This window comes from Faecalicatena orotica (genome assembly GCF_003149245.1).
Classification (GTDB): Bacteria; Bacillota; Clostridia; order Lachnospirales; family Lachnospiraceae; genus Faecalicatena_A; species Faecalicatena_A orotica.
Genome location: NZ_QGDL01000006.1, coordinates 278,785 through 293,093, shown reverse-complemented (window position 1 = coordinate 293,093; position 14,309 = coordinate 278,785). Strand labels below are relative to the sequence as shown.

Here is a 14,309-nt window from a genome sequence, read left to right as displayed (position 1 = left end):
GTATCGGATACATTCTAATTATAAGCGAAACTTTTTGATCTGTAAATAAATGAAGGAAAGATGCGATTAAGTACAAATTCAGTGAAAAGCACTTAACTATAAATTGAGGTTAAGTGAAAAAGACATTATACTACTTAATAGAGCTTATATTTATAGCAAAAGACGGAGGAAATGTGTATGAAGTGTTATGAAATGTTTGAACTTAAGTTCAGCGGGCCTGCACCAGAAGGGTCCCGGGCGGAGGCAGATGTTGCCGCTGTTTTTCGGTGCGGTGATGATGAAAAAACGGTAAAAGGGTTCTATGATGGTGACGGGATTTATAAAGTGCGTTTCCTGCCACAGCAGACAGGAACTTACAGTTGGAAAGTGGAGGGTGTTGTACAGGCGGAAGGTACAGCGGAATGTACGGCATCGGACAAAAGCCACGGTATGGTCCAGGCAGTGGGGACTCATTTTGAGTATGAAGACGGAACGAAGTACCTTCCTTTTGGCACCACCATTTATGCACTGGCACACCAGACGGAAGATATCATTACACAGACGCTGGAGTCACTGGAAAAGGCTCCGTTTAACAAAGTAAGGCATTGTATTTTTCCGAAGCATTATGACTACAACCACAACGATCCCGAATTTTATCCGTTTGAGAAAGACGCAGAGGGGAATTGGGATGTACACCACCCGTGTCTTGCCTACTGGAAACATTTTGAGGAAATTGTTACGAGAATGGGAGAGATGGGGATTGAGACAGACCTGATTCTTTTTCACGCATATGACCGGTGGGGCTTTGCCTTCCTGAATATGGAAGAATGCAGGGTATATCTTGATTACGTCATGCGCAGGCTTGCGGCTTACCCGTACATATGGTGGAGTATGGCTAACGAGTATGATATTATGTTCAACCATACGATAGAGGACTGGTATGAGATAGAACGTATCATCACCGAAGAGGACCCTTACCACCATCTGTTAAGCAACCATAACTGTATGAAGCTTTATGACTTTTCCAGACCGGCAGTGACACACTGCTGTGTACAGACAATTGCGATGTATAAGGCTGACGAATGGCAGAAGCGCTTCCGGAAACCTGTCGTTTTTGATGAGTGCTGCTACGAAGGTGATTTACAGCATGAATGGGGCAATATTTCCGGCTTTGAGATGGTGAACCGCTTCTGGTGTGCCTGTGCGAAAGGAGCATATGTAACCCACGGCGAGACCTTTATAGACGATCAGGATGTTTTATGGTGGGCGAAAGGCGGAAAGCTGAAAGGAGAAAGTCCAAAGAGGATTGCATTCTTAAAAGATCTGATGTATGGCCTTCCTGCTTACGTGACTCCGTGGGATGAGCCGGTCTGGGAGGACTTTGAAAATGCTACAGAAAAAAAGACCGGCAGCATGGAGGATAATCCATTTTTCAAACTGATGGGATCTCTGGATGGAGAAAACAGAGAGATTATTCAGATGAAAAATGCGCAGTACAGCGGGTGCTGCGGGGAGGAAGTATTCCTCAAGTATTATGCGAGACAGTGCGCGAGGGTCTCTTCCATCCACCTGCCAAAGGATAAGAAGTACCGGATCGAGGTGATCGACGTCTGGGATATGACGAGGGAGACACTAATTGAAGAAGCAAGCGGGACCACACAGCTTCAACTGCCCGGGAAAGAAGGGATTGCAGTTTTAGCGGTCCGGAGATAAAAATGTACCAAATCTCTGGTTGGAAAGAGCGGACAAGAAATGCTATAATGAAGAAACAAAAGTCGATACGAGGTATGCAGATGGAAGAACCAATCTTTAATATAGCTGTTTGTGATGATGAACTGCCGGACAGAGATACTATTGCAGATATGACAAAAGAGGTCTGTGATTTAGATCAGATAAATGCGCAAATATCCTGTTTTGGAAATGCGGAAGAACTTTTAAAAACAATGCAGGAGGGGAAGCAGTACCACATGCTTCTGCTTGATGTTATGATGCCCGGACAGGACGGCATGGAACTTGCCCGTTATCTCAGGGAGGATAAACGCAAGATTCCCATTGTGTTTATTTCCAGTAACCGGGAGATGGCCCTGCGTGGATATGAAGTGGCTGCTGCCCGTTATCTGGCAAAGCCTGTCGATAAAGAACGTCTCAGGGAAGCGGTGTCATTTTGCTATGAACAGGGGAGAGATAATGAAGAAATGCTTGTTCCTTTCAATGGCGGAGTGAGGAAAGTTGCGCCCAAGGAGATATATTACATTGAGATTAAAGGCAGGAAGACCCGGATTACACAGGAAAAAGAGGAATGGGATACGCCTCTTACTATGGAAAAACTGGAAATGATGCTTACCGGCCATAAATTCATCCGGTGCCATCAGAGTTTTCTGGTGAACTGCCGCTATGTCAGGATACTTTGCACCTCCCATCTGGAGCTTATGGATGGAAGATGCATACCTGTCAGCAAACACCGCATAAAAAAAGTGCGGGAGATTTTTTTTCAATACATGGAGCATTAAGTGTATTAGGCCAGAGGGATGACTATAGAAACTTTATAGTGATTTTCATCCTGTTCCACGGACACCATTTCACCCCAGCGTTCCATAATCTGTTGTATAATTTTCAATCCATACCCATGTGCGTGCATGGGTATTTTTTTATAATCTGCTGTTTTTGCACACAGAGAGTTTTCGCAGGAAAATACAAAATGCTGATCTTTCCTGTGGAAATCCAGCTTGATATATGGATTTGTAATACCCGGTACTGATGCGGCGCTGATGGCATTGTCAAGGATGTTCATCATAAGGCAGCATAGTTCCGTATCTGTAAGGGGAAGTTTTTCCGGTGCATCGGAACGTACAATTTCTACGGAAATGTCTTTGCCGGCAGCGGTACTGAGTTTTCCGTTAATGATAATATCCAGCACGGGGTTTCCGCTCGCCACTACGGGACGCACATTCTGTACCTGTTCAACCAATTCATCCAGATAATCGTTTATTCTTTCCGGCGTTTCCTCTGCCATTGAGCGGAGCATTTCATAGTGTCTGGACATATCATGCCGGAGCATCATCATTTCTTCAGACTGGCGGCGCAGGTTTTCATAGCTTTCCAGCGCGAGTTCATTTCTGGCGGAAAGAATAGCCGTTTCTGACCTTCGGACCGTTTCCTTCTCCAGAATTTCTGTAATCATGGCAAAAATACTGCAGATCAGGCATAGATACCAGACCAATTTTAAAGAAAAAATGGGTTCCAGCCGGGAAAAATCTCCTGCAAGCCGTGATAATACCTTATTAATATAATCAGGCTGAACCGGAATACTGATTAGTATAAAAACTATGTATCCGGAAATAACCGCCAGGGCAGCATGGGAAAATCGCCGGAAAAATGTATTGCCCCTGTGCCAGAGGAAAAAGGAACAAATAAGCAGTACCGTCATAGCCAGCAGACCAGAAGTTTGTGGGAAAAGCACAAAGAACAGATAAGTGTCTCCATAGGGCAGAACCCTTCCGGTTTGGACAATGGCGCTGAAAATGGCACTCGCCCACTGAAAAGCGGTTATAATGACAAACAATGGACGCAGACGTCCTGCATAGAATGTAAGAAAAGCAAGCAGGGCACCTATGGCCAGATAGAAGGACAGCCTTGACAGGTCGATGGGGACTTCCCCCAGATATTGAATGACAAAATCTGCCTGTATCAGTACGCTGCACATAAGGAAAAATATAGTAAGTGTAAGGACCGGCAGTGAGGGCAGGAAGGTTCCCAGAGAAGCATACCATACAAATGCGGCCAGCAGAAACAACTCCAGAGCGAACAGGAGCACGGCAGGAATCATGGTTTTTGCGGAAGAAGCAATCAGTCCGCTTTCATAAGAATATCCGCAGTATAAAGTAACATCACAGGGATAAACGGTTTTGCTATCTGCCTGTTTTTCGGATAAAGAGCTGCTCGACTGCGCAATGGTAAGTGTGCGTCCAACATAATCCAGAGGCAGTGACACAGTTACCGGTTCCGCCCGGTCATACTCCAGCATAGGCAGCTTAAGGCAGCCAATCCGGTTATCCAGCTCCGGGCAGTCTGTATAAACAAGAGTATCATCCAGAAAGACACTGATGGTCCGGTTGACGACGCCAATCTGGAGGGTAGGGCTATCGAGATCTTCTGTCAGTTCACGGGAAAAATAAAACGTCTGTCCGCCATAATCAAGTCCTGTATAACCTCCGATACCATCGGACGTTAATTCTTTCCGATCCTCTCCGTTTTGGATATAAACGGTCCAGTCCTTCGCACCTTCTGATATTCCATCCTGTCCGTCTTCCGTAAAAAAGGAAAAGTCATAAGATACATCTTCCATTGGCCAAGTATAATAAAAGACCGCCAGTACAGACGGGACACATAAAACTAAAGATAAAAACAATGCAATGATTAATTTTTGTAATTGCTTCATCTGAAAGCCCTCCCTCATATCATGCTGGATTTAGTGTAACAGGATTTTTTAAAGAATGTCAATGGAGGTGAAAAGAATTGACTGACCAGTTTTGTCATTTTTTCGCCCTGCTTTGCAGATCCGGTGGAAAGTGACTTCTGATTGCATTAAAATTATAAAATATGCAAAGAAATATTGACATGCAGATAGATAGGAGAGGTGCATGATGGAGAATAGATTACCGGTAATGAATGTACATATGTTTGGGGAATTTTCGTTGGAATACGGCGGCAGGCGGATTACTTTCGGGCAGGCTTCAGACAGCCGGGCCGTGAAGCTGCTTCAGATACTGCTTTTCTGTGGTGATAAAGGGATTTCACGGGTGAAATTGCTGGAAGATATGTATGATCGGGATGAACTGGCGGATGTGTCCGGCGATCTCGAGGGGGTATGCCGGCGTTTGAATGAGATGCTGGTGAAAGCCGGGCTTCCTGAATATGAGTATATTAAGATAGAAAATGGGGCTTACCAATGGCAGTCCCCAATGGAAATCCGGACAGATACACAGGAATTTTCTGACTGGATGGAACAGGCGTATCAGGAGGACTCCCCTGCAAGGATAGAACTCCTGCGAAAGGCCTGTGAAATCTACCGGGGGGAATTCCTTCCAGGAGGTTCCTCAGGAGCGTGGGTTCTGGTTGAATCTGTAAAATACAAGAAACAGTATACCCGTGCCCTGAAAGAAGTATGCGATCATCTGATGAAGCGTCAGGAATATGAGGCAGCCCTAAACCTGTGTACTGCAGCCAGTAAGATATACCCGCTGGATGAGTGGCAGGTGAGACAAATTGACTGCCTTATGGCCCTAAACCGTTACAAGGAGGCCATGCAGATCTATGAGGAAACAACGAAGCGAGTGTTCGAAAAGCTTGGAACCAGTCCATCCGACAGGATGACGAGCCGATACAGGGAGATGAGCAGCATGATGGGGCTCAAGACCCGGAATATCGGGGACATCAAATGCGGTCTGGATGGTGATTACGAAGAAGGCGCACTTTACTGTACCTTTTTCGGCTTTAAGAATAACTACAGGCTCGTGAGACGAATGATTGAGCGTAACGGACAGTCGGTCTACCTGATGCTCTGCACCATTACGGACGGAACGGACAGACTAACGGAGGATAAAGAGCGTTTGGAGGCCATGTCGGATGAACTATACGATTCCATTAAATTTTCTCTGAGAAGAGTTGACTTTTTTACAAAATGCAGCCCCACCCAGTATCTAATCCTGTTGGTGGGAACCAATCAGGAAAATACACAGATGATATACGAACGGATCTTGCGCCGGTTCAGCAAAAAGCACAAGTCATGGAAAGAGTATCTGGATTTTTATGTTTCTACTATCGACGATGTAGAAAGAGACAATTCCCGGATCAGTTTTCGGGGAGACAGCTTCCTGTGGGATTAATCCAATCCTCCTTTTTATATTATACAGAACTTCGTTCTATCAGCTGTGTGGCAATTTCGATCTTGACAGGCTTGGCTCCCTTTTCATTCAGGATGGTGACCAGCCGGCGTGCCGCCATCTCCCCCATATACTGCTTGGGCACGTGGATGGTCGTAAGAGATGGCTCCACGATCCTGCTTAAGGGGATGTTGTCAAATCCTACGATAGAAATATCGCCGGGGATCGAATAGCCATACTCTTTAAAAGCTTTCATCGCTCCTACGGCAATGAGGTCATTGTCTGCAAAATAGCAGGGGGCCAGTTCTTCCTTGTTTTCGAGTATTTCCTTCATATCTGCATAGGCACCGTCAATGGAAGGCGTGAGCATATGTACGATACTCTTTGAAGAGGCCATGCCATAGGATCGGACCGCCTTGAAAAATCCGGAGTTTCTCTCCGCAAAATTTCCGATTGGATAAGAGGACCTTAAATATCCCGGCTGTTTCTTTGTCTTTTTAATCAGATGCCTTGCAGCCAGATAAGCGCCCTGTACATTATTGATCAGTACATAATTACAGTCGACAGTTTCAAAATAGGTATCTAAAAGTACAAAAGGCACCGGCAGTTTTTGAAAAATAGCCAGGTCCTCCGGAGCCATTTCTGTCCCGAGGAGTACGATCCCGACGCAGTCGGAATACTGGATTTCTTCCAGCTGCTCTTCCACATCTCCTTCATCTCCGTAAATATAACTGATTTTCACTTTATATCCCGCTTCTTTGCATCCGAGTACGATTCCGTCGGAAAGTTCGGAGAAGAACGGGGTATCGGCAACGACGGCCCCATGTTTCTTATATAATACAAAATAAATATTTCCGGTGACATTGTGTTTTTCTGATATACGAGAAAAATCATAACCATATTCAACCGCGGCGTCCATAACCATTTTGCGGGTTGCCGTGCTGACACCCGGCTTATTGTTCAGTGCCATCGAGACGGCAGCTGCGGACAGATTCAGTTTTCCGGCAAGTTCTTTTGCTGTAATTGTCATAAGAATATCCTTCCTTTTTTCCAAATCAAATGCTGTAACTTCATTATGAACTCTTTCCTTAATTATTTCAATGCTTAAGTTAATAATTAAGTTAATTATGCTGAATAATTGGATGAAATTAAGCTTTGCGAATTATATACTGCAAGTAACAAAGAAAAGCCACTCACCTGTTCATGGAACAGGACGTTGTTAAGGAGGAAGTAAAATGAAGAAAATTAAGTTAGGCTTTGCACCGACAAGAAGGAGCATCTTCAGTGCACCGGATGCGGTTAAGTTCCGGGGGCTGACAGCAAAACGTCTGGAAGAGCTGGGAATTGATTTCATAGATATTACAGATATCAATGAAGAAGGGCTTTTGTATGACGATCATGATGTCGAGAAAATAGCAGCCAAATTTATTGCAGAGGGTGTTGATGGCCTGATGCTGCCTCATTGTAATTTCGGTACGGAGTATGTCTGTGCAAGGCTGGCGAAGAAACTGAATGTCCCGGTTCTCCTCTGGGGACCGCTGGATGAGCGCCCGGAACCGGACGGAACAAGACTCAGGGATACGCAGTGCGGTTTGTTTGCAACGGGAAAAGTACTCAGGAGATTCCAGATCCCGTTTACATATCTTACAAACTGCCGTCTGAATGACCCGGTATTCGAGCGGGGCTTAAGAGACTTTCTGGCGGTCTGCAATGTAGTAAAAACGTTCCGTAATATCCGGATTCTCCAGATTTCTACAAGACCGTTTGATTTCTGGACAACGATGTGCAACGAAGGAGAGCTTCTGGAGAAATTCAATGTCCAGCTGGCGCCGGTACCGATGACAGAGCTGGTAGAAGAAGTCAGGGCGGTAAAGGCAGAGAAGAGTGAACTGGAAGCGATGACTGCATACATCCACGAGACGATGGACGTGCAGATTCAGGAGCTCCAGACAGAAAATGTTGCGGCGCTCGCTGTTGCCATGAAGCACCTTGTAACAAAATATGGCTGCCAGGCTGCGGCAATCCAGTGCTGGAATGCCCTGCAGACGGAACTCGGGGTAATGCCGTGCGCAGCCAATGCGATTTTAAATGAAGAAGGAATCCCGGTTGTCTGTGAAACGGATATCCACGGTGCGGTTACTGCATTGATGGTTGAAGCGGCAGGCATGGATGAGGCGAGGGGGTTCTTTGCGGACTGGACAATCAGACACCCGGATATTGCCAACGGGGAACTGCTCCAGCACTGCGGACCGTGGCCGGTTTCTGTTGCAAAAGAAAAGCCAAAGCTTACCTATCCGCTCGCATTTGATCATCCGGGAAGTCTGACGGCAGAGGCAAAACACGGTGATGTAACACTCTGCCGGTTTGACGGGGACAACGGGGAATACTCCCTGCTCCTCGGAAGAGCAAAGGGCGTGGACGGCCCGAAAGGGATGGGAACTTATCTCTGGGTTGAAGTGGAGAATATCAAGCGTCTGGAGGCGAAGATTGTGGAGGGGCCATACATTCACCACTGTGTAGGAATCCACAGAGATGTTGTGCCGGTGCTCTATGAGGCTTGTAAATATATAGGTGTAAAACCGGATTTGTATGATCCGATTGAGGAAGAAGTAAGGGCATATCTCCGCGGAGAATGATTCTGCTGCCAAGTTTGGAACAACGCATAAATAATAGAAGGAAAGGTGAAATTAGAATGAATTTAAAAGCATTGGCATATAAGCTGAGAGAAGACACCGTAGATTTGATCCGTGCGGGAAAGGCAGGACATATCGGCGGGGACATGAGTGTGATGGAAATTTTGACAGAGCTGTATTTTGACCAGATGCATATTGGCCCGGAAAACATGGATTCACCGGACAGGGATTTATTTGTCATGAGCAAGGGACATTCTGTAGAGGCTTATTACTCCGTTCTGGCAGAAAAAGGTTTTTTCCCGAAGGAGCAGCTGCACAAAGAATTTAGTAAGTTTGGATCAAAATTCATCGGACACCCAAACAATAAACTGCCTGGAATCGAAATGAATTCCGGCTCCCTCGGACATGGACTTCCGGTCTGTGTAGGGATGGCAAAGGCAGGAAAAATGGATGACAGGTCTTACAGGGTCTATACCGTTATGGGCGACGGGGAACTGGCGGAGGGTTCTGTGTGGGAAGGCGCAATGGCGGCAAGTCATTATAAGCTGGATAATCTCTGCGCGGTGGTTGACAGGAACCGTCTGCAGATTTCAGGTGGTACGGAAGAGGTAATGGCGCATGATGATCTGCATGAACGTTTCAGAAGCTTTGGCTGGCACGTAATCGATGTGGCCGACGGCAATAATATCGATGAACTGAAAGCGGCTTTTGAAGAAGCAAAGACAGTGAAAGGAAAACCGACTGTCCTGATTGCTAACACGGTAAAGGGAAAAGGTTCCCCAATCATGGAAAATAAAGCGGCCTGGCACCATAAAGTACCCACGGACGAAGAATATACACAGATAATGAAAGACTTAGAACAGGCAAAGGAGGCAGCAGAATAATGGGAAAAATAGCAAATAAACAGATGATTTGTGAAGTATTGATGGAACATGCGGTTCAGGATAAGAGTATTGTGGCCCTGTGCAGCGATTCCAGAGGGAGTGGTTCTTTTACTTCGTTTGCAGACCAGTATCCGGAGCAGTTCGTGGAAACCGGGATTGCCGAACAGAACCTGGTCAGTATTGCGGCAGGTCTTGCAAAATGCGGTAAGAAAGCTTATGCAGTTTCTCCGGCATGTTTTTTGTCTACGAGAAGTTATGAACAGTGCAAGGTGGATGCCGCATACTCCAATACGAATGTGAAGCTGATAGGCATCAGCGGCGGTGTCAGCTACGGAGCTCTCGGAATGAGCCATCATTCTGCACAGGATATCGCGGCTATGAGCGCAATCCCCAATATGCGTGTCTATATCCCGAGCGATTACCTCCAGACAAAGGCACTGACAGAAGCACTCCTGGAGGATGAGAAACCGGCGTATATCCGTGTCGGAAGAAATGCAGTAGATGCGGTATATGAGGAAAATAACGTGCCGTTTGAAATGGATAAGGCTACATTCGTGACAGAGGGCGAAGACGCAGCGGTTATCGCATGCGGGGAAATGGTTGGTCCTGCAAAAGATGCGGCAGAGCTTCTTGCGAAGGAGGGCATCCATGTGTCCGTGATTGATATGTACTGTGTGAAACCACTGGATGAAGCAGCGGTAATTAAGGCGGCATCTGGCGCAAAGGGCGTGGTTACGGTGGAAGAACATGCACCCTTCGGAGGTCTTGGCTCAATGGTTGCACAGGTAGTCTCAAGGGAGTGCCCGAAAAAGGTATTGAATATGTCTCTTCCAGATGCCCCGGTTATTACAGGGACTTCAAAGGAAGTGTTTGATTACTACGGATTAAATGCACAGGGGATTGCAGCCAAAGTAAAAGAAGCGATTGCGTAACCGGCTGCCGGCATATTACAGGAGGCAAAAATGCAGGATCAATATATTATCAGTATAGACCAGAGTACACAGGGCACAAAAGCTTTACTGTTCAGCGGCGGGGGTAAACTTCTGGAGCGCTCTGATTTATCCCACAGGCAGATTGTAAATGAATCCGGATGGGTGTCCCATGACCCGGAGGAAATTTATCATAATACGGTCCGTGTTGTACAGGATCTTCTGGAGAAAGCAGATATTGACAGGGAAAAGGTTGCCGGGGTAGGAATCAGTAATCAGAGGGAAACCTCTCTGATCTGGGATTCTATAACCGGGAAACCGGCGGCAGATGCCATTGTATGGCAGTGCGCCCGCGCCCAGGGTGTCTGCGAAAAAGTGGAGAAGGAAGGGCATGGAGAGCTGATATGCAGAAGCACGGGGCTGAAACTTTCCCCGTATTTCCCGGCATCCAAGTTTGCATGGCTGTTGGAAAATACAGTAGGAGCGAAAGAAAAAGCAGCAGACGGGAGACTTTGTTTCGGGACCGTTGACACGTGGCTTGTATATAAACTGACGAACGGGAAGGCTTATAAAACGGATTATTCTAATGCATCCAGAACCCAGCTGTTCAACATCCATACATTGAAATGGGATGAAGAAATCTGCTCCATCTTCGGTATTTCGTCGGACAGTCTGGCTGAGGTATGTGATTCCGACAGCTGTTTCGGGATGACAGATTTCGGAGGTGTGCTGCCTCATGAAGTCCCCATCAGCGGGGTTCTGGGAGATTCCCACGGAGCCCTGTTCGGGCAGGGGTGTCTGGAACCGGGGATGATGAAAACGACCTATGGCACGGGTTCTTCTATCATGATGAACACAGGTGAAAAGCCTGTCATGAGCACACATGGTGTGGTTACCTCTCTGGCATGGAAGATAAATGGGAAAGTGAATTATGTGCTGGAGGGAAATATCAACTATACCGGGGCGGTCATCAGCTGGCTGAAGGATGAAGTCCAGTTAATCAGCTCACCGGGAGAGACAGAAGGCCTCTGCAGGGAAGCAGAACCAGACGATGAACTCTATTTCATTCCGGCGTTTACCGGACTCGGGGCGCCCTATTGGAACAGCTGTGCAAAGGGGATGCTGAGCGGGATCACAAGAACGACCAGACGGGCCGAAATCGTCCGGGCATGTACCGAATGTATCGCATATCAGATCATGGATATTGTTCAGGCCATGAGCCAGGATGCCGGGCTGGATGCAGTACAGCTCAGAGTCGACGGCGGACCTACAAAAAACCAGTATCTAATGCAGTTCCAAAGCGATGTCCTGGATGCCGAAGTACTTGTGCCGGATGCTGAAGAACTGTCCGGGATCGGCGCTGCCTATGCGGCGGGAATCGCGCTGGGGGTATTCGCCCCGGATGTGTTCGAACAGATGAAGAGGGAAAGATATACACCGAAGATGACGGCAAGAAGAAGAGAAAAAAAGATCACCGGCTGGAAAGAGGCTGTGGGGAAAGTGCTGTAGACAGCTATTAATTGATAAATCGCCTTCATTATGCTATGGTTTATGTAAACACTTTTGTTTATATGAAGAGGATGCATTATGGAAGAATACCGTCACGAGTTTATTGATAAAAATGAAATGCTTGACCTGCATCTGGATTTCTTCATTGATCCCGGGCAGACAGTAATTAATAAGCATTTCCACGACTGGATTGAGATTGTTTATCTGATCCACGGGGATCTGGAGATTCAGGTGAATAACAGGTCAATGAAGTTAAGAGAGAATGATTTTGTCGTGATCAACCCGATGAGTATTCACTCGACACGCTGCATGAACGGGAATACGGCGATTCTGCTTCAGATTCCGACATCGTTTCTGGAGAAGTTTATGCCGGATATCAGGGATTTTTCGTTTGCCGTGGATCTGGAGTCAAAAGATCCAAGGGTGCAGACTAAACTGGCTAATATCCGCAGTACACTTCAGGATTTATGGATTAATTATCAGTTTCAGGCGGAAGGGTACGTTTTTCGGTGCTACAGCCTGATCTTTGAGGTGATTTATATTCTGATCCACTCGTTCTCTTACAAAGTAGACCGAAAGGAACAGCAGAAAAACCAAAAGAATCTGGAACGTATCCAGGAGATTATGGAGTATGTGGAGAGTCATTATACGGAGCAGATTTCGATTGCGGAGATAGCGGGAAAAGTGGGACTCAATGAGATTTATTTCTCCAGATTTTTTAAGGCAAACATGGGGATGACTTTTCTCGAATACCTGAATATGGTAAGACTGGAGAAGATTTATGTGGATCTTCTGAACACAAACATGCCGGTCAAAGATATCCAGATAAAGCATGGATTTTATAATGATAAGGTTTTCCGCAGGATGTTCCGCGAAGTATACGGATGTACTCCGCGGGAGGCAAGAACACAGTAGCATGGTGTAGTAAAGTAAAAATATGGGTCGATACAAAAAAGTTTGTATCGACCTATTTTTTCGTTTGTTTACATCCTTATATCCGGCCGCCGGAATTGCTAAAATATAACCATAAAAGGAAATGAAAGCTTACGGGGCCCTGAAGCTTAATTACCTGCCTGATTAACAGATGAGAGGAATTAAGGAGGATTGTTCTGATGGAACAGAAAAAGAGAAAAGGATTACCCATTTTTGAGCGTTTCGCGTTTGGATGCGGAGACGCGGGATGTAACATTATTTACACGGCAATGACAGGGTTTCTGCTTCTGTATTATACAGATTATGCGGGTGTGAATGCAGGGGCTGTCGGTATCATCATGTTGGTTTCACGTGTTTTTGACGGAGTCAGTGATCTGATTATGGGAAATATTGTTGACCGGACTCATTCCAGATTTGGTAAGGCGAGACCGTGGATTTTAAGGATGTGTATTCCGTTTGCACTTGCAGGAATCCTTCTGTTTTCGGTTCCTGCAAGCTGGGCTTCCAATGCGAAGCTGGTGTACGTGTTCATTACATATAACCTGGTTTCTACGGTGATCTATACAGCCATCAATGTGCCATATTCTTCTTTAAACGCACTGATGACGCAGGACCCATATGAAAGAAGCGTGCTAAGTATATTCCGTAATCTGCTTGCAACAGCAGGGTCACTTTTCATCAATACATTTACATTAAGATTTGTAGAATTTTTCGGGGACAATGCAGCGGCTTGGAGCAAAACATTCGGGGTGTTCGGGCTGATTGCGGTTATCCTGTTCCTGATTAATTTCGCGGGATGCAAAGAACGTGTAAAGCCGGCGGTAAAAGACGGGGAAGAAAAAACAGTTCCAGTCAAGGAAGGGTTTGTTTCCCTCCTGAAAAATAAATACTGGATTATTGTAACGGTCATGCTTGCTCTGATCTTTGTGTCTATGGCGCTGTATGGCGGGGCAACAGTTTATTTTGCAAAGACGGTGCTTGGAGATAAGAACCTTGTTGCGCCAATCGGGAATGCAGTCTATATCGCGCAGATCGTGACAATGTTTATCGTGGCTTTCTTTGTAAAGAAGATGGGCAAAAGAAATGTTATGATAGCGGGATGTGTATTGAACATCATAGGTTTTGGCCTGATGCTTTTGACGGATAATTATGTACTGATTATTGCATGCAGCGTACTGCGCGGTGTTGCTTCGGCGTGCATGGGTGCGACAATGTGGGCGATGGTTTCCGATACGATTGATTACGGCGAGTGGAAGACAGGCAATCGTACAGAGGGCCTTGTAAACAGTGCCTGCAGCTTCGGATATAAGATCGGCAACGGGCTTGGTTCTGCAATTCTGGGAGGTATTATCTCGATGGGCGGTTATGTGGATTCGGCTGCGGTACAGTCGGCAGGGGCGGTTTTCTCAGTAAAACTGGCGTTTGCAATTATCCCGATTGTGATCTATGTGGTCATCATCATTTTACTGAAAGGCTATAAACTGGATCAGGAATTTGACGGGATTATCGAGGATCTGAAGAAACGGGCGGAAGCTTAACATAGAAAGACGAGGTTGAATG

11 protein-coding genes are annotated in these 14,309 nt (G+C 46.2%); 9 read left to right on the top strand and 2 right to left on the bottom strand.

Annotated features, from left to right (window positions below):
• Positions 1-177: 177 nt before the first annotated feature.
• On the top strand, positions 178-1,692 hold the full coding sequence (locus A8806_RS11675; protein ID WP_181368676.1) for an apiosidase-like domain-containing protein: 1,515 nt from the start codon (positions 178-180) through the stop codon (positions 1,690-1,692).
• Positions 1,693-1,739: 47 nt separating this feature from the next.
• On the top strand, positions 1,740-2,489 hold the full coding sequence (locus A8806_RS11670; protein ID WP_181368675.1) for a LytR/AlgR family response regulator transcription factor: 750 nt from the start codon (positions 1,740-1,742) through the stop codon (positions 2,487-2,489).
• A 5-nt stretch (positions 2,490-2,494) separates the two neighbouring features.
• Here A8806_RS11670 and A8806_RS11665 read toward each other — a convergent pair whose 3' ends face one another.
• Positions 2,495-4,417 carry a GHKL domain-containing protein gene (locus A8806_RS11665; RefSeq protein WP_181368674.1) on the bottom strand — a complete coding sequence of 641 codons (1,923 nt, stop codon included), beginning with the start codon at positions 4,415-4,417 and terminating at the stop codon, positions 2,495-2,497.
• 202 nt (positions 4,418-4,619) lie between these two features.
• Here A8806_RS11665 and A8806_RS11660 point away from each other — a divergent pair, with 202 nt between their 5' ends.
• Positions 4,620-5,864, top strand: a complete 1,245-nt coding sequence (locus A8806_RS11660) for an AfsR/SARP family transcriptional regulator (protein WP_109731370.1) — start codon at positions 4,620-4,622, stop codon at positions 5,862-5,864.
• 19 nt (positions 5,865-5,883) lie between these two features.
• Here the strand turns inward: A8806_RS11660 and A8806_RS11655 are convergent, their stop codons facing one another.
• Positions 5,884-6,891 (bottom strand): LacI family DNA-binding transcriptional regulator, encoded by a 1,008-nt coding sequence (locus A8806_RS11655; protein WP_109731369.1) that lies wholly within the window; start codon positions 6,889-6,891, stop codon positions 5,884-5,886.
• A gap of 205 nt (positions 6,892-7,096) precedes the next feature.
• Here A8806_RS11655 and A8806_RS11650 point away from each other — a divergent pair, with 205 nt between their 5' ends.
• From A8806_RS11650 to A8806_RS11625, 6 genes are all read left to right on the top strand, one after another.
• Positions 7,097-8,497, top strand: coding sequence for an L-fucose/L-arabinose isomerase family protein (locus A8806_RS11650; protein WP_109731368.1), 1,401 nt, complete (start codon positions 7,097-7,099; stop codon positions 8,495-8,497).
• A 56-nt stretch (positions 8,498-8,553) separates the two neighbouring features.
• Positions 8,554-9,378, top strand: coding sequence for a transketolase (locus A8806_RS11645; RefSeq protein WP_109731367.1), 825 nt, complete (start codon positions 8,554-8,556; stop codon positions 9,376-9,378).
• Positions 9,378-10,310, top strand: coding sequence for a transketolase family protein (locus A8806_RS11640; RefSeq protein WP_109731366.1), 933 nt, complete (start codon positions 9,378-9,380; stop codon positions 10,308-10,310). The genes A8806_RS11645 and A8806_RS11640 overlap by 1 nt, the downstream gene beginning before the upstream one ends.
• Positions 10,311-10,340: 30 nt before the next feature.
• Positions 10,341-11,816 carry an FGGY-family carbohydrate kinase gene (locus A8806_RS11635; RefSeq protein ID WP_109731365.1) on the top strand — a complete coding sequence of 492 codons (1,476 nt, stop codon included), beginning with the start codon at positions 10,341-10,343 and terminating at the stop codon, positions 11,814-11,816.
• A 78-nt stretch (positions 11,817-11,894) separates the two neighbouring features.
• Positions 11,895-12,731: an AraC family transcriptional regulator gene (locus A8806_RS11630; RefSeq protein ID WP_109731364.1), complete on the top strand. Its 837-nt coding sequence runs from the start codon at positions 11,895-11,897 to the stop codon at positions 12,729-12,731.
• Positions 12,732-12,928: 197 nt separating this feature from the next.
• Positions 12,929-14,287, top strand: a complete 1,359-nt coding sequence (locus A8806_RS11625; protein ID WP_109731363.1) for an MFS transporter — start codon at positions 12,929-12,931, stop codon at positions 14,285-14,287.
• Positions 14,288-14,309 lie beyond the last annotated feature (22 nt).